The 19,106-nt window shown below is 62.5% G+C and carries 21 protein-coding genes; 8 read left to right on the top strand and 13 right to left on the bottom strand.

What is annotated here, in order from left to right; genetic code table 11:
- Positions 1 to 17: 17 nt before the first annotated feature.
- Both D3242_RS07095 and D3242_RS07090 read right to left on the bottom strand, forming a co-directional pair.
- Positions 18 to 626: a flavin reductase family protein gene (locus D3242_RS07095; RefSeq protein WP_064984220.1), complete on the bottom strand. Its 609-nt coding sequence runs from the start codon at positions 624 to 626 to the stop codon at positions 18 to 20.
- Positions 627 to 1,211, bottom strand: a complete 585-nt coding sequence (locus D3242_RS07090) for a nitroreductase family protein (protein WP_064984219.1) — start codon at positions 1,209 to 1,211, stop codon at positions 627 to 629.
- Between the two features lie 155 nt (positions 1,212 to 1,366).
- Between D3242_RS07090 and D3242_RS07085 the strand changes: the two genes are divergently transcribed.
- Positions 1,367 to 2,329 carry a hypothetical protein gene (locus D3242_RS07085; RefSeq protein WP_019858448.1) on the top strand — a complete coding sequence of 321 codons (963 nt, stop codon included), beginning with the start codon at positions 1,367 to 1,369 and terminating at the stop codon, positions 2,327 to 2,329.
- Positions 2,330 to 2,331: 2 nt separating this feature from the next.
- Here the strand turns inward: D3242_RS07085 and D3242_RS07080 are convergent, their stop codons facing one another.
- Together D3242_RS07080 and thrS are read right to left on the bottom strand one after the other, a co-directional pair.
- Complete coding sequence (locus D3242_RS07080; protein ID WP_038647088.1) at positions 2,332 to 3,270, bottom strand: lysophospholipid acyltransferase family protein; 939 nt, start codon at positions 3,268 to 3,270, stop codon at positions 2,332 to 2,334.
- 82 nt (positions 3,271 to 3,352) lie between these two features.
- Positions 3,353 to 5,329 carry a threonine--tRNA ligase gene (gene thrS, locus D3242_RS07075; RefSeq protein ID WP_064984217.1) on the bottom strand — a complete coding sequence of 659 codons (1,977 nt, stop codon included), beginning with the start codon at positions 5,327 to 5,329 and terminating at the stop codon, positions 3,353 to 3,355.
- A gap of 268 nt (positions 5,330 to 5,597) precedes the next feature.
- On the opposite strand from thrS, the gene D3242_RS07070 reads away from it, so the two are divergent.
- Positions 5,598 to 6,434: an SAM-dependent methyltransferase gene (locus D3242_RS07070; protein WP_064984215.1), complete on the top strand. Its 837-nt coding sequence runs from the start codon at positions 5,598 to 5,600 to the stop codon at positions 6,432 to 6,434.
- A 4-nt stretch (positions 6,435 to 6,438) separates the two neighbouring features.
- On the opposite strand, the gene blaOXA is transcribed toward D3242_RS07070, so the two are convergent.
- Positions 6,439 to 7,266, bottom strand: coding sequence for a class D beta-lactamase (blaOXA, locus tag D3242_RS07065; RefSeq protein ID WP_064984213.1), 828 nt, complete (start codon positions 7,264 to 7,266; stop codon positions 6,439 to 6,441).
- A gap of 275 nt (positions 7,267 to 7,541) precedes the next feature.
- Between blaOXA and D3242_RS07060 the strand changes: the two genes are divergently transcribed.
- Positions 7,542 to 7,847, top strand: coding sequence for a hypothetical protein (locus tag D3242_RS07060; RefSeq protein WP_065203635.1), 306 nt, complete (start codon positions 7,542 to 7,544; stop codon positions 7,845 to 7,847).
- A 129-nt stretch (positions 7,848 to 7,976) separates the two neighbouring features.
- Here D3242_RS07060 and yidD read toward each other — a convergent pair whose 3' ends face one another.
- A complete protein-coding gene (yidD, locus tag D3242_RS07055; RefSeq protein WP_027046894.1) occupies positions 7,977 to 8,351 on the bottom strand; it encodes a membrane protein insertion efficiency factor YidD in 375 nt (124 codons plus the stop codon).
- Positions 8,352 to 8,685: 334 nt separating this feature from the next.
- On the opposite strand from yidD, the gene D3242_RS07050 reads away from it, so the two are divergent.
- A complete protein-coding gene (locus D3242_RS07050; protein WP_019858456.1) occupies positions 8,686 to 9,603 on the top strand; it encodes a LysR substrate-binding domain-containing protein in 918 nt (305 codons plus the stop codon).
- Positions 9,604 to 9,908: 305 nt separating this feature from the next.
- Here the strand turns inward: D3242_RS07050 and D3242_RS07045 are convergent, their stop codons facing one another.
- Entirely contained in the window at positions 9,909 to 10,355 is a 447-nt protein-coding gene (locus D3242_RS07045; protein WP_019858458.1) for an iron-sulfur cluster assembly scaffold protein, read from the bottom strand.
- A gap of 240 nt (positions 10,356 to 10,595) precedes the next feature.
- Between D3242_RS07045 and folE the strand changes: the two genes are divergently transcribed.
- From folE to D3242_RS07025, 4 genes are all read left to right on the top strand, one after another.
- Positions 10,596 to 11,231, top strand: coding sequence for a GTP cyclohydrolase I FolE (folE, locus tag D3242_RS07040; RefSeq protein ID WP_019858459.1), 636 nt, complete (start codon positions 10,596 to 10,598; stop codon positions 11,229 to 11,231).
- Between the two features lie 111 nt (positions 11,232 to 11,342).
- Positions 11,343 to 11,801 (top strand): phosphoribosyl-AMP cyclohydrolase, encoded by a 459-nt coding sequence (gene hisI, locus D3242_RS07035; protein ID WP_027046895.1) that lies wholly within the window; start codon positions 11,343 to 11,345, stop codon positions 11,799 to 11,801.
- Positions 11,802 to 11,885: 84 nt separating this feature from the next.
- Positions 11,886 to 12,857, top strand: coding sequence for a patatin family protein (locus tag D3242_RS07030; protein WP_027046896.1), 972 nt, complete (start codon positions 11,886 to 11,888; stop codon positions 12,855 to 12,857).
- Between the two features lie 156 nt (positions 12,858 to 13,013).
- Positions 13,014 to 13,580 carry a dihydrofolate reductase family protein gene (locus tag D3242_RS07025; protein ID WP_064984211.1) on the top strand — a complete coding sequence of 189 codons (567 nt, stop codon included), beginning with the start codon at positions 13,014 to 13,016 and terminating at the stop codon, positions 13,578 to 13,580.
- Between the two features lie 12 nt (positions 13,581 to 13,592).
- On the opposite strand, the gene recJ is transcribed toward D3242_RS07025, so the two are convergent.
- The 6 genes from recJ to D3242_RS06995 form a co-directional block, all read right to left on the bottom strand.
- Positions 13,593 to 15,371, bottom strand: coding sequence for a single-stranded-DNA-specific exonuclease RecJ (gene recJ / locus D3242_RS07020; RefSeq protein ID WP_394811812.1), 1,779 nt, complete (start codon positions 15,369 to 15,371; stop codon positions 13,593 to 13,595).
- Positions 15,372 to 15,565: 194 nt separating this feature from the next.
- Positions 15,566 to 15,784 carry a DUF6434 domain-containing protein gene (locus tag D3242_RS07015; RefSeq protein WP_064984209.1) on the bottom strand — a complete coding sequence of 73 codons (219 nt, stop codon included), beginning with the start codon at positions 15,782 to 15,784 and terminating at the stop codon, positions 15,566 to 15,568.
- A 72-nt stretch (positions 15,785 to 15,856) separates the two neighbouring features.
- Positions 15,857 to 16,840: a class II fructose-bisphosphatase gene (glpX, locus tag D3242_RS07010; protein ID WP_064984351.1), complete on the bottom strand. Its 984-nt coding sequence runs from the start codon at positions 16,838 to 16,840 to the stop codon at positions 15,857 to 15,859.
- A 203-nt stretch (positions 16,841 to 17,043) separates the two neighbouring features.
- On the bottom strand, positions 17,044 to 17,211 hold the full coding sequence (locus tag D3242_RS07005; protein WP_080643948.1) for a Thivi_2564 family membrane protein: 168 nt from the start codon (positions 17,209 to 17,211) through the stop codon (positions 17,044 to 17,046).
- A gap of 70 nt (positions 17,212 to 17,281) precedes the next feature.
- Positions 17,282 to 17,641 (bottom strand): hypothetical protein, encoded by a 360-nt coding sequence (locus D3242_RS07000; protein WP_027046898.1) that lies wholly within the window; start codon positions 17,639 to 17,641, stop codon positions 17,282 to 17,284.
- A 123-nt stretch (positions 17,642 to 17,764) separates the two neighbouring features.
- Entirely contained in the window at positions 17,765 to 19,078 is a 1,314-nt protein-coding gene (locus D3242_RS06995; RefSeq protein ID WP_064984207.1) for a homoserine dehydrogenase, read from the bottom strand.
- Positions 19,079 to 19,106 lie beyond the last annotated feature (28 nt).

Raw genomic sequence — 19,106 nt, 5'->3', positions numbered from 1 at the left:
TCTGCCAGGTCTGAAACCTAATCCTTGCCCCAGCGTGGCCGGCGCATCGAAAAGACTTCGTCGACGCTGGCATAGTCCATGTAGCCAAGCCGAGCCACATTGCCAGCCTTGGTGGTGTCGAACAGGCCGTCTTTCAGGAAGGCGTCGTCAATGTGCACGCAGACCACTTCGCCGGCGACAACGACGGCGCTCGTCGGCGTTCCGTCCAGCGCCTTCGGGCGAAACACCTCCGTCACCCGGCATTCCAGCGCGGCAGGCGCGGCCGCGACGCGCGGCGGCTTCACGAGACGCGAAGGCGCCATGGCGAGATCGGCATAGACGAACTCGTTGACGCCGCGCGGCGCGTTGACGGACGTATAATTCATCTTCTCCGCGAGATCGCGGCTGACCAGATTGGCAACGAACTCGCCGGTCTCTTGGGCAAAGGAAGCACTGTCCTTCTCGCCCTCCGAGGAGAACCAGACGATGAAGGGCCGCGTCGAAACGGCATTGAAGAAGGAGTATGGCGCCAGGTTGATCTCGCCTGCCCCATTCAGCGTCGATATCCAGCCGATCGGCCGCGGCGCCACGATCGCCTTCGACGGATCATGCGGCAGCCCGTGCCCCTTGGACGGTTCGTAGAACATTCAGCCTGCCCAGGGTCCCGAGTAGTCGGCATAGAGCTTTGCCGGATCGGGCCGTGGCCGCTCCGGCGCCGGGCCGGCATAGGAGCCGATATGGATGAAACCGACGACGCGCTCCTGCGGCGCCAGTCCAAGGATCGCCCTGCCCTCCGGAACGTCGGAATACCAGTTGCTGATCATGTTTGTGCCATAGCCCAGCGCATTGGCTGATATCATCAGGTTCATCGCCGCCATGCCGCCGGACAGGAACATCTCCCATTGCGGGATCTTGGGGTTCTCTTTCGGCACCGACACCACGCCGATCACCAGCGGTGCACGGGAAAAGCGCGCCAGTTCCTGGTTGCGGCGGCCCTCGGGCAGCGGCCCTTCCCGCTGTTCGGCAAGCGCCGCCAGCTTTTTGCCGATCTCGATGCGAGTATCGCCGCGATAAAGGATGAAGCGCCAGGGTTCGAGCCGGCCATGGTCAGGCACGCGCGTGGCGGCGGCGATCATCGTCGCGATATCGGCGTCGCTGGGCGCCGGCTCCTTGAGGTCCGGAATCGGCGCGGAATTTCGGGTCAGCAGGAAGTCGATGATCGGCGACGCCATGGGCGCAAGTCTCCTGAACACTCTGTTTTGAGCTGAAGCGCACCATCGGGAATTCGGGCGGCTCGGGCAAAGGCGCGCGAGCGCCGGGCTGAAGAGTCCATGGATCGGACTCTTAAGCCTTGAAATTGCCACCGCCATGGGCTTCAACGCAAGGCATGTTTGAGGGGCGACTGCGTCTTTTCCTGGTTTGGCTCTGCGCCGCGCTGTTCCTGCTGCCGGTCTCCCTGGCTGCTGCGCAGCAAAAGGATGGCGTGGGCGACCTGAAACTCCCCGGAATATCGAGCTATGCGACGCCCAAGAGCGAAGCCCCGCTGGCGCTTGGCGGCGGTGGCGCCATCACTTTGTCGGCGCAGCTGACCGACAAGGGCACCGACATTACCCGCGGCCTCGTCTGGCGTGTCTTCAAGCCTGAGCCCGTCAACGGCAAATTGCCGATGGTCGCCTCCGCGCATGGCGGCAGCGCCGTCTTCCAGCTCGAGCCCGGCAGCTATCTGGTCCATGCCTCCTATGGCCGCGCCGGCGCCACCAAGCGCATCACTGTCGGCAAGGAAGCCAAGCGGGAAAGCCTGGTACTCGATGCCGGCGGCCTGAAGCTCGACGCGGTCCTGTCCGGCGGCGTGCGCATTCCGCCGAAAAAACTGCGCTTCTCGATCTATGAGGGCACCGCCGAGGCCAATGGCGACCGCGCGCTGATCATTCCCGATGTCGAGCCCAACAGCGTCGTGCGGCTCAATGCCGGCATCTACCATGTCGTCTCGACCTACGGTGCGGTCAACGCGGTGATCCGCTCCGACATCCGCGTCGAGGCCGGCAAGCTGACCGAAGCCACCGTCGAGCATCACGCCGCCGAGATCACCATGAAGCTGGTGCGCGAAGCCGGTGGCGAAGCCATCGCCGACACGTCATGGTCGCTGCTCAACGAATCCGGCGATCCGATCAAGGAGACCGTCGGCGCCTTCGCCTCGATGGTGCTTGCCGAGGGCGACTACACCATCATCGCCAAGAACCGCGACCGTATCTACCAGAAGGATTTCACGGTCGTGGCCGGGCAGAACCAGGAAATCGAGGTTCTGGCATCCGAAGCCGCGGCCATGGACCCCGAAGAAGGCGCGGACTAGCCTTAGGCGGCCAGTTTCGTCCGCGCCGGCAGGAACGGAATCCGGCGGCGCGACACTTGCGGCGCCAGGTCGAACACACCGCGGTAAAGCCGCTCGAGCAATGCCTTGCGATCGCGCAGCGGCTCCAACTCGCTCCAGCTCAGCACATCGCCGACGCGCACGTCGATCGCCTTGCCGGAAAGCCGCGCGAATTCGTGGATGAGCATCGAAAGCCGCAGCGTCAGCGAAGCCTTGCCGACGAATTTGGCCACGCGGCCATCGCGCTCGGCCATGTTCATCGGCCCGCTGACCAAATGGAACAGCCTGCCATTCTGTCCGGAAAAATGCATCGGAATGACGGATGCCTTGGCATCCTGCACCAGACGCGCCGGGAACATCTTCCATGGCAGGTCGCGCGCCCGGCCAAAGCCTTTCGGCGCGGTGGCGACGCCACCGGCGGGGAATACCACGATGGTGACACCCTCCTTCAGCAGCCGCACCGCCTCGTGACGCACGGCCATGTTGTTCTTCAGCGCTTCCTTGGTCTCGGAAAAGTCGATCGGCAGCGAATAGGGCTCCATCTCGCGGATCTTGAGCAGATCCTTGTGGATCATCACCCGGAACGGCCGCCCCAACTGCTCCGCCAGCGACAGCACGGCAATGCCGTCGCCAATGCCGAACGGATGGTTGGCCACGATCACCAGCGGTGTGTCCGGCAATGGCGCGGGCGGCCATTGGTCGGCGGTGCGTATCCGCACATCGATCAAGTCGAGCATGCGGCTGAACACGCGCTCGCCTGATGGCACCACCTGGCGGCGCCAGAAATCATAGAGCGCGGCATAGCGGTCGCGCCCCGACAGGCCTTCAATGGAATGGATGACCCAGCGCGTCAGCGCCGGCTGTCGCGGATTGGCATAGGAAAGCTCGGGAAACGGTTTTTCGCGCGTCTTCAGCTTGAGCATGAGGGCTCGTTACAAGGTTGGCGTGACAGGGATATGAAAATGGCGGTGGATCGCTCCACCGCCATTCCTGGGAACTATCGGATCAGGCCGCGCGTTTGCGCCTGCGGTCCGGTGTAACGGCCTCTTCGGTCAGTCGCGCGATCGCCTCGGCAAGGCCAAGCGATTCCTGGTCGCGCGAACCGAGCCGGCGGATGTTGACCGTCTGTTCCTCCGCCTCGCGCTTGCCGCAGACGAGGATGACCGGCACCTTGGCCAGCGAGTGTTCGCGGACCTTGTAGTTGATCTTCTCGTTGCGCAGATCGGCTTCCGCCAGCAGCCCGGCTGCCTTCAGCTTTGCCACCACCTCGGTCGCGTAGCTGTCCGCCTCCGAGGTGATCGTTGCCACCACCACCTGCAGCGGCGCGAACCACAGCGGGAAATGGCCGGAATAATTCTCGATCAGGATGCCGAGGAAACGCTCCATCGAACCGCAGATGGCGCGGTGTACCATGACGGGCTGCTTCTTCTCCGAATCCGAGCCGATATAGAAGGCGCCAAAGCGTTCCGGCAGGTTGAAATCGACCTGCGTGGTACCGCATTGCCATTCGCGGCCGATGGCATCCTTCAACACATATTCGAACTTCGGCCCGTAGAAAGCGCCCTCGCCCGGATTGATCGAGGTCTTGATCCGGTTGCCGGACCGCGTCCTGATCGTCTCCAGCACGCTGCCCATGATCGCCTCGGCATGATCCCAGGCCTCGTCGGTGCCGACACGCTTGTCGGGCCGCGTCGACAGCTTGACGCTGATTTCGTCGAAGCCGAAATCGGCATAGGTCGACAGGATCAGATCGTTGATGCGCAGGCATTCCGACGCCAGCTGCTCCTCGGTGCAGAAGATATGCGCATCATCCTGCGTGAAGCCGCGCACGCGCATGAGACCGTGAAGCGCGCCCGACGGTTCGTAGCGATGCACATTGCCGAATTCCGCAAGTTTTACGGGCAGATCGCGATAAGACTTCAACCCATGCTTGAAAATCTGTACGTGGCCCGGGCAGTTCATCGGCTTCAGCGCGAAGACGCGGTCGTCGTCGGTATCGTCGCCGGCGACCGTCACCTTGAACATGGCGTCGCGATACCAGCCCCAATGGCCTGACGTTTCCCACAGGCTCTTGTCGAGCACCTGCGGCGCGTTGACCTCCTGGTAGCCCTGCTCGTCGAGGCGGCGGCGCATGTAGTTGACCAGGTTCTGGAACATCTTCCAGCCCTTGGCGTGCCAGAAGACGACGCCCGGCCCCTCTTCCTGGAAATGGAAGAGGTCCATCTCCCGTCCGAGCTTGCGGTGGTCGCGCTTCTCGGCCTCCTCCAGCATCGTCTGGTAGGATTCGAGCTGCGCCTGGTCGGCCCAGGCCGTGCCATAGATGCGTGTCAGCATCGGGTTGTTCGAATCGCCGCGCCAATAGGCACCGGCCACCTTCATCAGCTTGAAGGCGTTGCCGATCTGGCCGGTCGAGGCCATGTGCGGGCCACGGCAGAGATCGAACCAGTCGCCTTGTGCGTAGATCTTGAGATCCTGATCCTCGGGAATGGCGTCGATCAGTTCGAGCTTGTAGCTCTCGCCCTTGTCGGCGAACACCTTTTTCGCCTTGTCGCGCGACCAGACTTCCTTGGTGAACGGCTTGTTGCGCGCGATGATCTCGCGCATCTTCTTCTCGATCACCGGAAAATCGTCCGGCGTAAACGGCTCGTTGCGGGCGAAGTCGTAGTAGAATCCGTTCTCGATCACTGGCCCGATGGTCACCTGCGTCCTCGGCCACAATTCCTGCACGGCCTCCGCCAGCACGTGCGCGGTGTCGTGACGGATAAGCTCAAGCGCGCGCGCATCGTCGCGGGTGATGATCTCGACCTTGCCGGACTTGCCGAGCGGGTCGGAGAGGTCGCGCACGGTGCCGTCAATGGCGTAGGCGACGGCCTTCTTGGCCAGCGACTTCGAGATCGATTCGGCAAGGCCGGCGCCGGTCATCGCCGCGTCGTAGTCGCGGACAGAGCCGTCGGGAAATGTCAGGGAAACGGAATTCAGCATATGGTTCTCCTATCCAGTCCCGCAAACGAGCGCGGGTGGTTGAAATGCATGTCGCCCAAAAGTGTATGACAGTCCTGGGGTTACGACATGCACTAGATAAAGCCGGATGCGCCAATCACATGGACAAACGGCAGCGCGCGGGTTTTAGAGGCAGTGCCGGGCCAGGTAAAGAGTGCTGGCTGGCCGGCCGTCAGGAAATGTCGGCAGAGATGTCGCATCCCACCGCTCAGGCTTGCGAACATCCCCGCAATCGTCTGGAATTGTCGATATGGAAAACGCAACACCCAGCCGAACCGCCCTTGGCGTCGCCCGCATGAGGGCCCTGCATCAATTTTCACCGCAGGCGGGGCTGTTTCGCGATCCCTACGCGATCGCGATTCTGGGTGAAGCCGCTCCCGCGGCGCGCGAGCTTGAGCAGGAAGACGAGCGCCGCCGGCGCATGCGCCTGTTCGTGGCAGCACGCGCCCGCTTCGCCGAGGACTGGCTGGCGGCGGCGGTGCGTCGCGGTGTCCGCCAACTCGTCGCGCTTGGCGCCGGCCTCGATACGTTTTCGCTGCGCAATCCGTATCCCGACCTCAGCGTGTTCGAAGTCGATCACCCGGCCACGCAAGCCTGGAAACGCAAATGCATTGCCGATAGCGGACTTGCCGAGCCAACCGCCACCAGATTCGTGCCGGTCGATTTCGAGCGGCAGAGTCTCTCCACCGAACTGGCTGCCGCCGGTTTGCGGTCGAGCGAGCCGAGTTTCTTCATCTGGCTGGGGGTCGTGCCCTACCTGACGAAGGAAGCGATCTTCAACACATTGTCCTGGATCGCAGGCTTTCCCGGCTCGGAGGTCGTGTTCGACTACAGCGAACCGGCCGAGAACCGTGACGCGGCGGGACAGGCCGCGCTGGCCTTCCATGCGGCCCGCGTCGCATCTGTCGGGGAGCCATGGATCAGCTTCTTCGTTCCGGCCGAACTGGCGAAATCCCTGGGCGAGCTCGGCTTCGACGAGATCGAGGATATCGAGAGCGGCGATCTCGCCGCTCGCTTTTCCAAAGCCCCGAAGGGAATGACGAACACTTCCGGCGGCCACATCATCCGCGCGCGCCGAACCGCCTGACGGGTTACTTCACCAGCAGCGGCAGGTCTTTCAGGAACGTCGCGCGCGTCTTGAGACCTTTTGGCATATCAGTGCGGGTGGCATCGACGACCAGGCGGGCAAAGACAATCTGCTGTCCGTCCTTTTTCGCCCAGCCGACGAACCAGCCGAGCGAACGCTTATCCCTGATCTTGTCGGCATCATTGGCCAGCCTCGTGCTGCCGGTCTTGCCTTGCACCGTCCAGCCTTCGGCCTGGAATGTCGGGATGATGGCTGACGTCATGTCGTAGGCCTTGGCCGAGACCGGCAATTTGTGCGCCAGAAGCTTGCGCAGGAAATCGACCTGCTCGACCGGCGTGATCTTGAGCGAGGAGTTGACCCAGGAATGGGTAAGCCCGTCATTCTTGCCGGGATTACCGGAAACGTCTTTGTTGCCGTAGTCGAGTTTCGAGACATAGCCGGCAAAGCTCTGCGGTCCAAGCTTGCGGGTGAGTTCACGCGAATACCAGAGGATCGAATCCTTTTCCCAGATCGTCGGGTCGACTGTCTTCTGGTCCCGCTTCACCGCCGCGAACTCGGGTTTGTAGTCCCAGCTCGGCGTGTGCTCGTCGCTCAGGATACCGGCGTCATAGCCGATCAGCGAAAGCGGCACCTTGAACGTCGAGGCCGGGCTGAACCGCTGGTCGCAGGTGCCGTCCTGATAAAGAACCTTGCCGCTCGCCGCTTCGGCGATCAGTGTGCACTGCACATCCCCAAGCGGCGCAGATTGCGCGCGCATCGGGAACCCCAGCAGCCAGGCGAGCAGGAAGAGGACTCCAGCCAGGATAAAGGGAAGACGGTCGATGTTACGCATTGATGCTCGCTCCAGTAGGGTGTTCGCCAGCGGACTTAGCGAGGTCTCTTGTCTCGATTTTGTCTCAAATGCGCAGTCTTTGTGCAGGCTTGCGTTAACCCTACCGAATTCTAAAAATCTGCCCTCAAATCGATATCCGTATAATGCTGGCCCATCAAACACGCGTTAATTCAACGCGTGTTGCACTTCAAATCTGAGGAGCTCATATCGTCGCCGGTTAACCCGTCTGGACAATGTCTGCGTCGACTGCTCGAATGCCGATCAGAAATGAAATTATGGCCTTGCTCTCCATGAGTGTTTGGAAAAAAGTTATAGCCTATATCGCGTTAACGAGCCTGATCGGGTACACGATCGGCATATCAGCATCAGCGCTGGCATCTGGAGAAATAAGAGATAAATTCAGCTGGATTAAATTCGAAAAACACCCGATAGAATTCATACTATCTTTAGTTGGAACAGTCGCCTTCACTGTTGTTTTGTTTATTATTATGTATCTGATATACCATCATGAGCGCTACATAGTATATATGGCAATCAGAATCTGGAGAGAATATAAAAAAATGACTGGGCCTCGCCTGTGACGATCGCTTTATCGGCAACTGGTTTTGGACAGAAGTCGCGTCGTGGTTGGAGGATTCCATGTATCAAAACGGCGACCCAGCATGATGCTGAATGGTACGAAATAGTCCGACTTTGAAGTTAGGCCACCGTCAGGCCTGGGCTTTGCCGCGTTTCCGGCCGATCCGCCAGTACCGCCAGGGCATGAACCAGACATAACGGTCCGCCAGCACTTCCGGAACCAAATCGATGCCGTGCGTGCCGAACGGTCCGCAGCGCAGCACGCGGAAAAACCCCATCCAGCCGCCGGCCCACAGGCCATGGCGGGCGATCGCCTCATGCGCGTATTCCGAACAGGTCGGCACATGCCGGCAGGAATTGCCGACAAAACCGGAAAGCGTCAGCTGGTAAAGCCGCACGAAAGACGTGCCGAGGACACGGCCGGGCGTCTTGCGCCACGGGCCGGGCCAATTGCGCCCGCGCCCTGGCGGTCTGACAGTATGGGCCTGCCCATGCGGGTCGTGCACCGCAGTCTCCGTATCGCGTGCTTCTCCGCGATAGATGTGAGCTTCGTCGGGAGAACGCAATCCCCGCCCCGTGTCCCCTGCGCCGTCATGGGCGGCAGCGACGAGACGGCAGCCTGTCAACCGGAGGCGCCCAGCGGCCGTGGCGGACAGGCTCTTCGCCACACTTTGCGTGGTGTCTTTCGTCACGCCATTGGAACGTTGCGACCCGCATCACATCGCCAAAGATGCTCAGGAACTGGATCATGGTCGGTCTCCTTTGACGCGATTAGACCGCCGCTGGCCTTGCCCTTCAAACGAGTATAATTTCCACTTCGGATAATCCTGGGTTATGCGAATGAAGCGCGGGCGGCTGCCTTTGACGGCATTGAGGAGTTTCGAGGCGGCGGGCCGGCACCTTAGCTTCAGCAAGGCCGCCGAGGAGCTTTTCGTTTCCCAGGCGGCGATCAGCCGCCAGATCCGCGAACTTGAAACCTTCCTGCGCCAGCCCTTGTTCGAACGTCACCATCGCCGCGTCGAACTGACCGACACCGGCCGCCGGCTGCTTGATCAGCTTGTCACAAGTTTCGACGCCATCGATCGGCTGCTCGGCGAATTGGTGGCAGCGCCGGCGCAGTCCGTGGTTCGTGTCAGCGTCGAGCCGTCGCTTGCCTCCGTCTGGCTGGTGCCTCGGCTCAACCGGTTTCGCCAGCTGCGGCCCGATATCGACGTGTCCCTCGAAGTCGATGCCAGGCTGATCGAATTCCGCAGCGATCAACCTGAGCTTGCCTTGCGCTTCAGCGCCAACGCAACTTCCTGGCCCCGCAGCCAGGCAGAGCGGCTTGCCTCCACAGTCGATTCACCGGTTTTGTCGCCGGCGCTGCTCGCCTCGGGCCCTCCCCTCGAGAAGCCAATCGACCTTGCCCGCTACACACTTTTGCATGAGGAAAATCGCCAGGGCTGGACGCGCTGGTTCGAAGCCGCCGGCGTGCCGGCCGATGCCGTGCCCGCGCGGGGGCCGCTGCTGGCGGATATATCGCTCTCAAAGCAGGCCGCCCTGCTCGGACATGGCGTCGCGCTGGGCGATCTCTTGCAGATCGGCAACGAGCTCGAAACCGGCGCACTGATCAAGCCGTTCGACATCGACGTTGCATCCGGCGGCTACTGGCTTGTTGCCAGGAGCTTGGAGGAGCTTTCCGAGCCGGCCGCCGCGTTCGCCGACTGGGTCCGAAGTGAATTTGCTGAAAGCAGACAGACATTGGAAGCAAAGGTCTAGGCCGGTCCCGGGCCGAGGCCCCCGCTACTTTGCCTGCTTGTGTTTTTCGAGAAACTTGTCGATGTCGTTTTATCCCGACTGCCGGAGGCCCGCCCGTTGTGTCCTGTGCCGGGTGGCCCAACAGGGCTGGATGGCCTTCATGAGATAGTCGTTGATATCCCGCGCGACTGCCACGTCGGCCCGGCTCGCGCCGCAGCCCGACATGAGTGCGCCGGCAAGGCACCAGACGAACACCACGCCACGGAAGGGTCGGTGTCGCGGGCTGCCGCGAAGTCCGCGCATCGCGAGAACGGAAAATGGCAAGATCAGGCCGCTTGTTCGGCGCGCTTCTTCTCGATCTGGCTGATGGCGTCTACCACGGCGTCAAAGGTCAGCATGGTCGAGGCATGCCGTGCCTTGTAGTCGCGCACCGGCTCCAAATATTTGAGGTCGGCGAAGCGCCCTTCCGGCGGCGCGCCATTCTCTTTCAGCATCTTCAGCATGGTGTCGCGCACCATGCGCAATTCCTCGGCGCTCGCGCCAACGACATGCTGCGCCATGATCGAGGATGACGCCTGGCCGAGCGCGCAGGCCTTCACGTCATGGGCAAAGTCGGTGACCACCCCGTCCGCCATCTTGAGATCGACGGTAACGGTCGAACCGCACAGCTTGGAATGCGCCTTGGCGGTCGCGTCCGGATGATCGAGCCGGCCGATGCGGGCGATGTTTCCGGCAAAACCGAGAATTTTCGCGTTGTAGACATCGTTGATCATTATTTTCCAATCCGTCGCCGCCAAGCGAACAGCGATTGCCGCTGCTGCGTCTTCCTTTCGCTCGCTACGACCTTATATAATGCTGGCAGTCCGGTAACGACAAGGCGATGAGCGCCACTGTCCTGGCCGGGAAGTTCACGCCGCTTACGGGGCTGGAAACGGGGCGAGTTTCCGACACCGAAAGGTCGTGGTCCGTTCAACTCGTTCCTCCTTGGAGAGGAACTACGGGAGACGCCTTTTATGGATGCCGTCATCAAGAAACTCATGCCCCAGGCCGCCTACATGGAAAAGCCGGTCACCGACCGGCCGAGCGAAGCCGAGGTCGAGGCCGCCGTGCGCACATTGCTGCGCTGGACCGGCGACAATCCGGACCGCGAGGGGCTGATCGACACACCCAAGCGCGTGGCCAAGGCCTACCGCGAGATGTTCGGCGGCTACGACATGTGCCCGGCAGAGGAACTCGGCCGCACCTTCGAGGAGGTCGCCGGCTATGACGATCTCGTCATCGTCAAGGACATCCAGTTCCATTCGCATTGCGAGCACCACATGGTGCCGATCATCGGTAAGGCACATGTCGGCTACCTGCCGGATGGCAAGGTCGTCGGCCTGTCCAAGATCGCGCGCGTCGTCGATATCTTCGCCCATCGCCTGCAGACGCAGGAAGCACTGACCGCGCAGATCGCCGGCGTCATCCAGGATGTACTCAACCCTCGCGGCGTCGCCGTCATGATCGAGGCCGAGCACATGTGCATGGCCATGCGCGGCATCCGCAAGCAGGGCTCCACCACCCTCACCTCCACCTTCACCGGCGTTTTCAAGGACACGCCCGAGGAGCAGGTTCGTTTCGTCACCATGGTTCGCGGCGGCGGGGCATAACGTCTAGGCCGATATCGCTAGGCCATGATCCCGACAAACGCGGATCGGTGTTCGCGGACAAACGAAAACGTTTGTCCAGAGATTATGGTCAAACAGGAAGATACACCGGCGATGTCGGCACTGGAATTTCCCAGAACTCCATCAGACAAGAGGGCCTTGGAGGAAGGCGCGGTGTTCTCGCCGCGCTTCGACGCCGCCGGCCTTGTCACCGTCGTCGTCACCGATGCCGAAGACGGCATGCTGCTGATGGTCGCGCATATGAATGCGCAGGCCTTGGCGCTGACACTGGAAACCGGCATCGCCCACTACTGGTCGCGCTCGCGCAACGCGCTTTGGAAGAAGGGCGAAACCTCCGGCAATTTCCAACATGTCGTCGAGATGCGCACCGACTGCGATCAGGATGCATTGTGGCTGCGCGTCAAAGTGTTGGGCCACGACGCAACCTGTCACACCGGCCGGCGTTCATGCTTTTATCGGACGGTGGGGCTTGTCGACGGCAAGGGAACGCTTGTTGACGACGGCAGCAAGCCGCTGTTCGATGCGGAAGTCACGTATCGGAAGCCTGTGTGAACCATTCCATATTCACAAACCACTCATGTTCACTATTCTCAAACATCCTTCTGATACGAATGATGTGGGACAAGGGAGATCATGATGCTCGAGTGGGCGTCATTGCGTAGCAGACCAGATGTCAGGGAGGCCAACGGCCTGACCTCTTCCGGCGGCGCGTCCGAAACGAAATCTCCCAAGAAAACAGGTATTTCGCTCGCTTTGGGCGGCGGTTGCGCCAGAGGCTGGGCTCATATCGGCGTGCTGCGCGCGCTCGATGAAGCCGGCATCGAAGTCTCGATGATCGCCGGCACCTCTATCGGCGCGCTGGTCGGCGGCTGTTATCTCGCCGGCAAACTGGATGAGCTGGAAGAGTTCGCCCGCAGCCTGACCAAGCGGCGCATTTTCGGCCTGCTCGATCTCAATCTGCGCGGCAGCGGCCTGTTCGGCGGCATGAAGCTCGATGCCCGTCTGCGCGAGCATGTGGCGGGCGTCCGGTTCGAGGACCTGCCAAAACCCTTCGTCAGCGTCGCATCGGAAATCCGCACCGGTCACGAGATCTGGCTGTCGCACGGCTCGCTGATCACGGCAATGCGCGCGTCCTACGCATTGCCTGGCGTGTTCGAGCCGGTGAATTGCAACGGCCGCATGCTGGTCGACGGCGCGCTGGTCAATCCGGTGCCGGTATCGGTCTGCCGCGCCTACGAGCAGCCGCTCGTCGTGGCGGTCAACCTTCACTACGACCTGTTCGGCCGCGCCGCCGTGATCAAACACAGCGCCGGCGAACTGGTTGTCGAAAAGGACGCGCCGCGCGCCGGCCGTGTCGACGCCGAGCACCAGTCGCATCAGACCCGCCTCGGCATCACCGGTGTCATGGTCGAGGCTTTCAACATCATCCAGGACCGCATTTCGCGCGCCAGGCTGGCCGGCGATCCGCCCGACATGTCGCTGCAGCCCAAGCTTAGCCATATCGGCCTCACCGAATTCCATCGCGCCGACGAGGCAATCCAACTCGGCTATCAGGCGACGATGGCCCAGATCGGCGAACTGACCCGGCTGCAGACAGTTCTCGCCTGAGGCCAGCCACCCTCTGAAAAACACCGTGCGTTGCGTCCCATCGATGGAGCGATGCCGCTCTTTGAAGCGCGGCGGCAATTTGCCATGCCCCGCGATAACCGATAGCAAAACGCAATTGGTTATGCTGGTCTGTGCCCACTATACGGAGGCACACCGATGGCCAAAATCGTCTATTCCATGCTCACCTCTTTGGACGGCTATATCGCCCGATCGGACGAGGACATCGCACTGCCGGTGCCTGAGACAGAATTGCATCAGCATTTCAATGACATGATGCGGCGGGCCTCAGTCGTCCTTGCCGGGCGGCGGATGTACGAGACGATGCGCTTCTGGGACAGCCCAGACCGCGAGACCGGTGCGACCGAGGTCGAGCGGGACTTTGCCCGCGCCTGGCGAGAGACACCGAAGATCGTCCTCTCGACCACGCTTCGGCAGGTCGGGCCCAATGCCCGGCTGGTGAATGGCGATGCCGAGACCGCGGTGAGATCGCTCAAGTCAGAGACGGATGGCCTCGTCATCCTCGGCGGCGCAGACCTTGCCGCTGGTCTGGCACGAGCAGGGCTTATCGATGAATACCGGCTGTACATGCACCCGGTCGTGCTGGGGGGCGGCAAGCCGTACTTCCAGTCCGGCCTGTCGCTGACGCTGAAACCGCTTGGCACGGAAAGCCTGCCCCAGGACGTGACGCTAATGCGTTATGCGCCGGCCAACCAAGCTGCATAGATACTGACGTGGCTACGCCCGCGCCGCATCGACAATGCGGAATTGCACCGTGCGGTTGCCGTTCCAGTAGTTGCCGGACAGCGAGCCGGCGACATGCACGCTCTTGCCACGGTTTTTGAACAGGAATTCGCCAAGCACCGTATCGACGGCACGAAAGGCGATCGCCTGGATACGGCCGCCGCTGTCCGACTGTAATTCGCAGCGTATATGGTTGGTGCCGACCGGCCGGGCGTCGGCCAGCCGATGGCGCGGCAGCACGAAGACCGGCGCGACGTGGCCGGCGCCGAAGGGGCCGGCCTTTTCCAGCGCGTCGAGCAGGCTGAGCGTCGCGCCTTCGGCCGCAAGCGCGCCGTCGATCGCCAGGCTCTCCTCGTCCTGCAGCCGAAACACGTCGGCAGCCGCCCGTTCCTCGAAGAACGCCCTGAGCTCGCCCAGCCTTGCGCGCTCCACGGTGATGCCGGCCGCCATGCCATGACCGCCGCCCTTGACGATCAGCCCGACATCGGCGGCTTCGCGCACCAGCCGGCCGAGGTCGAAGCCCGACACTGAACGGCCCGAACCGGTACCGATGCCCACAGCGTTGAAGGCGATGGCGAAAGCCGGCCGGCGCGCATGATCCTTCAGCCTCGAGGCGAGCAGGCCGACAATGCCGGGATGCCAGTTGTTGCTGGCGGTGACGACGATCGCCGGGCCGTTGCCGCCGGCAAGCTCGGCATCGGCTTCGGCACGCGCCGCGGCCAGCATCTCCTGTTCCATCAACTGCCGTTCTTGGTTCAGCCGGTCGAGCGTCTCGGCGATGGTCCGCGCCTCGACCGGATCGTCCGTCGCGAGCAGCCGGCTGCCAAGTGCTGCATCGCCGATGCGCCCGCCGGCATTGATGCGCGGCCCGATCAGATAGGCGAGATGGAAGGTGCTGATCGGCTCGCCAATGCGCGATACCCGGGCCAATGCGGCCAAGCCTTCATTCTTCTGCTGGCGCGCCATTTGCAGCCCTTTGACGACGAAGGCACGGTTGACGCCGGTGAGTGGCACCACGTCGCAAACGGTCGCCAACGCAACGAGATCGAGCAGCGACAGCAGATCGGGCGGCGCGACATCGCTCAGGCCACGCAGGATTCTCGCGGTCTGCACCAGGGCGAGGAAGACGACACCGGCAGCGCACAGATGCCCCTGCCCGGAAAGATCGTCGTCACGGTTTGGATTGACCACCGCAATCGCCGCCGGCAACGCGCCGCCGACCTGATGGTGGTCGAGCACCACGACATCGGCGCCAGCTTCGTTGGCGGCATCGACGGACACGGCGCTGTTGGTGCCGCAATCGACGGTGACGATCAATGTAGCGCCGCGCGAGACCAGTTCGCGCATGGCATCGGGATTGGGACCGTAACCCTCGAAGATACGGTCCGGAATATAGATTTCCGACGGTATGGAGAAATGCGCCAGAAACCGCTTCAGCAAGGCCGACGAGGCGGCGCCGTCGACATCGTAGTCGCCAAAGATCGCTACCTTTTCCCTCGCCATCACCGCCGCCGCGATCCGGGTGGCGGCCTTGTCCATGTCGGTCAGCGACGCCGGATTGGGCAACAGGTCGCGGATCGTCGGATCGAGGAACCGCTCGGTCTCGTCGGCGGTAACGCCGCGTCCGGCCAGAACGCGCGCGACGATGTCGGGCACACCATGACCTTGCGCGATGGCAAGCGCGACCATGTCCTGCCGTTCGGTCAGCCGGTGCTCCCAGGAGAGACCGGTCGCCGACTGCCTGACATCGAGGAATAGGCGCCTTTCGCCCATTATGCGCTTTGCCAATTCATGGTTGGCCGCAGGATAGAGCATGTCGCCCAAAAATGGGCAGCGGTTTTGGGCTTAACGACATGCGCGAACAACAGCCTAACGTGCTGCGCGTGAACGCGACGCGCTTTAGGGCCAAAGACAGGCAGAACCAGGCGGTTCGCGGCGGGTGGCGTCGCAGGAGAGTTCAAGAAAAACTACGCTTTCCGCTTTTCAGCCTGGCGCCGGATCCATTCGTCGGCCGCGTCCCCCATCGTCTTTTCCCGGCCGAGCCAGGCCATGAAAGGCCGATCGAACCTGAACGTATCGCCCCATTCGCGCGTGAAAAAGCGGCGCACATTCTGGGTGTTGCGATAGGATTTCGTGATGGGCGTGGCACGCGAAATCGGATCCGCGTGCCAGTCGAACGCATTCATCGTCAATCCTTGCGCCGCCAGGTTCAGATGCAGCCAAGGGCTAGCAACTGCGGTGCGGCTTCGCAAGCAGGCCTAGAACTTATCCAGATCCTGGTGCCGCGCCTTGATCTCACGCACGGTCCGCGACGACGAGCGCAGCACGACGGTGTGGGTGGTGATATAGGTGCGGCCGAACTTGACGCCGGCCAGCATATTGCCGTCGGTGACGCCGGTGGCCGCGAACAGCACGTCGCCGCGCGCCATGTCTTCCGCATGGTAGACCCGCTTCGGATCGGAAATGCCCATCTTGGCGGCGCGCGCGACCTTCTCCGGCGTATCGAGGATCAGCCGGCCCTGCATCTGGCCGCCGGTGCAGCGCAATGCGGCCGCGGCCAGCACGCCTTCCGGCGCACCGCCGGTGCCGAGATATAGGTCGATGCCGGTTTCCTCCGGGTCGGTGGTGTGGATGACGCCGGCGACATCGCCGTCGCCGATCAGCCGGATCGCCGCTCCCGTGGCGCGCACGGCATCGATCAGCTTGGCATGGCGCGGCCGGTCGAGGATGCAGGTGGTGATGTCGGAAACCGCAACGCCCTTGGCTCGCGCCAGACTCGCGATGTTCTCGGCCGGCGACGCGTCGATGTCGATGACGCCTTCGGCATAGCCCGGACCGATGGCGATCTTGTCCATATAGACGTCTGGCGCGAACAGCAGACTGCCCTTCTCGGCGATGGCGATGACGGCAAGCGCGTTGGGCAGGTTCTTGGCGCAGATCGTCGTGCCTTCGAGTGGATCGAGCGCTATGTCGACTGCCGGTCCTTTGCCGGTGCCGACCTCCTCGCCGATATAAAGCATGGGTGCCTCGTCGCGTTCGCCCTCGCCGATCACCACCGTGCCCTTGATGGCAAGGCGGTTGAGTTCCTGGCGCATGGCGTCGACAGCGACCTGATCGGCAGCCTTTTCATCGCCACGGCCGCGCAGCCTGGCGGCGGCCACGGCGGCCCTTTCGGTGACGCGCACCAGTTCCATGGTGAGTATCCGGTCAAGGCCGGCGACGATGTTCTGGGCCACATTCATGTTCGGCAAATCCTCGTTGGCATACGCCTCCCGCCGGAGGCGGGCCTGTTTTGTCAAACGAGCATGACAACGGCAAGACCTGCCGAACGTTTTATCGAAAGGCCAGCAATATCAATCGATTGAACCGCATTTCCGACACGATCGCGACCCGGTCGGAAACGACCGGGCCGCCTTGAAGAAGCAAAAAAGGTGGCTCTCGCGATCTAGAAAACCGCGAGATATCTGAGCAGCGAAATGATGCCGATGATGATGACGATGACCTGCACGATCTGCCGCATCCTGGCGTCCAGCGGCAGGCGCTGCACGAGATAGAGAACGAGAATAATGACAAGGAATGTGATCAAGATGCCGATCAACACGGATGAAGCCACGACGCCCTCCTTCAAATGATTTCCTGAAACGGGAAGACGAGCCGGCAAAGCCGGCTCAAGGCCGGCGCACTCAATACCAGCGGCGCGACGTGTCGTTGTTCATCGACTGGCCGACGGCAATCCCGGCCAGAAAGCCGAGCAGGCCGATCACGCCGATCACGGCGGTCGTCGTGCCCGGGTTTTCTCGCGCAACTTCCGAAACCGCCTGGGCCTGACTGCGCAGCTGCTGCGCTGTGCGCGACGCGCGTGCCGAAGCCGTCTCATAAAAATCCGAAGCCTGTTCGCTGGCATCATCGAGCATTTCCGCGCCCCTTGCCGAAATGCTCTTGTTGATCTTGGTGATCTCCTTGCGCAGTTCAGCAATCTGCTTTTCCAGCGTTTTCTGGATATCGTCGATGGCTGGGGTGTCGGACTTGTTGGTATCGGCCATGAAGCGGCTCCCTTGGTTGCTGACCAAGAGAACGGCGCCGCAACGAATTCGTTCCGCCCAGTTGGGGCTGATCGCCATCGGGTCGACCGAAAGGCCGGCGGGGATTGTTACCCCGGGACGAAGCTACCCTGCCCGCTCGATGCGGATGACCTGCGGCTTGTCGGTCAGGTGACCGTCCTTGGTGATGCCGTCGACGGCCTTGCGCACGGCGGCCTCGGTGGTCTCGTGGGTGACGAGGATCACCGTCTTCTGCGCCGCCGCCTCGCCGCTGACAGCATGCTGGACGATCGATTCCAGCGAAATATCGTTGTCGGCCATGCGCTTGGCGATCGCGGCGAAGACGCCGATGCGGTCATGCACCGTCAGCCGGATGAAGTAGCCGCCGGCATGGCTGCGCATCTGAGCCTTCTTGTAGGGCCTGAGCTCCTTCGCCGGCAGGCCGAAGACCGGACCATGCTGGAAGCCGGGCCGGCTCTTGGCAATGTCGGCGATGTCGCCGATGACGGCCGAGGCAGTGGCGTTGCCGCCGGCGCCGGGGCCTGAAAGCAACAATTCGCCGAGAATGTCGGTCTCGATCGCCACCGCATTGGTGACGCCATGCACCTGCGCGATGACGGAAGCGGTCGGCACCATGGTCGGATGCACGCGCTGCTCGATGCCGCTTTCGGTGCGCTGAGCAACGCCGAGCAGCTTGATCCGGTAGCCGAGATCGCCGGCCGCGCGGATGTCGGCCTGGGTGATGTTGGAAATGCCTTCCATATAGATGTCGTTGGCGGCGATCTTGGTGCCGAAGGCAAGGCTGGTCAGGATCGACAGCTTGTGCGCGGTGTCGTGACCCTCGATGTCGAAGGTCGGATCGGCCTCGGCGTAACCCAGTCGCTGCGCGTCCTTCAGGCAGGCATCGAACGAGATGCCTTCGACCTCCATGCGGGTCAGGATGTAGTTGCAGGTGCCGTTGAGAATGCCGAACACGCGATTGACCGAATTGCCGGCCATCGCCTCGCGCATCGTTTTGATGACGGGAATGCCGCCCGCCACCGCCGCCTCGTAGTTGAGCAGCACGCCCTTCTTCTCGGCGATCTCGGCCAGCGCCACGCCATGCTTGGCGAGCAGCGCCTTGTTGGCGGTGACGACGTGGCGGCCGGCTTCGAGCGCGGCCTTCACCGACAGGCGCGCCGGCCCCTCGTCGCCGCCGATCAGTTCGATGAACACGTCGATCGCGGCCGTCTGCGCCATCTTAACCGGATCGTCGAACCATTTTGCGGCGCTGACATCGACGCCACGGTCGCGTTTCGGGTCGCGCGCCGAAACCGCCGACACGACGATGTCGCGCCCGCATTGCCGGGTCAGCTCGGCCGCCTTGTCGCGCAGCACCCGCGCCACCGATGCACCGACCGTGCCAAGTCCGGCAATTCCAACACGCAGAGCTTCAGCCATGGAAGGCGACGTCCCTCAAAATCAGATC

It is taken from the genome of Mesorhizobium jarvisii, assembly GCF_003601985.1.
GTDB lineage: Bacteria > Pseudomonadota > Alphaproteobacteria > Rhizobiales > Rhizobiaceae > Mesorhizobium > Mesorhizobium jarvisii.
This window is presented reverse-complemented; position numbering and strand designations above follow the sequence as displayed.

Bases quoted from the DNA above. Each gene is read 5' to 3' on its own strand.
- D3242_RS07045 (WP_019858458.1), bottom strand. From the start codon at position 10,355: ATGATCAACGATGTCTACAACGCGAAAATTCTCGGTTTTGCCGGAAAC.
- D3242_RS07080 (WP_038647088.1), bottom strand. From the start codon at position 3,270: ATGCTCAAGCTGAAGACGCGCGAAAAACCGTTTCCCGAGCTTTCCTAT.
- D3242_RS07070 (WP_064984215.1), top strand. From the start codon at position 5,598: ATGGAAAACGCAACACCCAGCCGAACCGCCCTTGGCGTCGCCCGCATG.
- D3242_RS07030 (WP_027046896.1), top strand. From the start codon at position 11,886: ATGCTCGAGTGGGCGTCATTGCGTAGCAGACCAGATGTCAGGGAGGCC.
- hisI (WP_027046895.1), top strand. From the start codon at position 11,343: ATGTCGGCACTGGAATTTCCCAGAACTCCATCAGACAAGAGGGCCTTG.
- D3242_RS07060 (WP_065203635.1), top strand. From the start codon at position 7,542: ATGGCCTTGCTCTCCATGAGTGTTTGGAAAAAAGTTATAGCCTATATC.
- blaOXA (WP_064984213.1), bottom strand. From the start codon at position 7,266: ATGCGTAACATCGACCGTCTTCCCTTTATCCTGGCTGGAGTCCTCTTC.
- glpX (WP_064984351.1), bottom strand. From the start codon at position 16,840: ATGAATGTGGCCCAGAACATCGTCGCCGGCCTTGACCGGATACTCACC.
- D3242_RS07015 (WP_064984209.1), bottom strand. From the start codon at position 15,784: ATGAATGCGTTCGACTGGCACGCGGATCCGATTTCGCGTGCCACGCCC.
- folE (WP_019858459.1), top strand. From the start codon at position 10,596: ATGGATGCCGTCATCAAGAAACTCATGCCCCAGGCCGCCTACATGGAA.
- D3242_RS06995 (WP_064984207.1), bottom strand. From the start codon at position 19,078: ATGGCTGAAGCTCTGCGTGTTGGAATTGCCGGACTTGGCACGGTCGGT.
- D3242_RS07090 (WP_064984219.1), bottom strand. From the start codon at position 1,211: ATGGCGTCGCCGATCATCGACTTCCTGCTGACCCGAAATTCCGCGCCG.
- D3242_RS07025 (WP_064984211.1), top strand. From the start codon at position 13,014: ATGGCCAAAATCGTCTATTCCATGCTCACCTCTTTGGACGGCTATATC.
- thrS (WP_064984217.1), bottom strand. From the start codon at position 5,329: ATGCTGAATTCCGTTTCCCTGACATTTCCCGACGGCTCTGTCCGCGAC.
- D3242_RS07085 (WP_019858448.1), top strand. From the start codon at position 1,367: ATGTTTGAGGGGCGACTGCGTCTTTTCCTGGTTTGGCTCTGCGCCGCG.
- D3242_RS07050 (WP_019858456.1), top strand. From the start codon at position 8,686: ATGAAGCGCGGGCGGCTGCCTTTGACGGCATTGAGGAGTTTCGAGGCG.
- recJ (WP_394811812.1), bottom strand. From the start codon at position 15,371: ATGGGCGAAAGGCGCCTATTCCTCGATGTCAGGCAGTCGGCGACCGGT.
- D3242_RS07095 (WP_064984220.1), bottom strand. From the start codon at position 626: ATGTTCTACGAACCGTCCAAGGGGCACGGGCTGCCGCATGATCCGTCG.
- D3242_RS07000 (WP_027046898.1), bottom strand. From the start codon at position 17,641: ATGGCCGATACCAACAAGTCCGACACCCCAGCCATCGACGATATCCAG.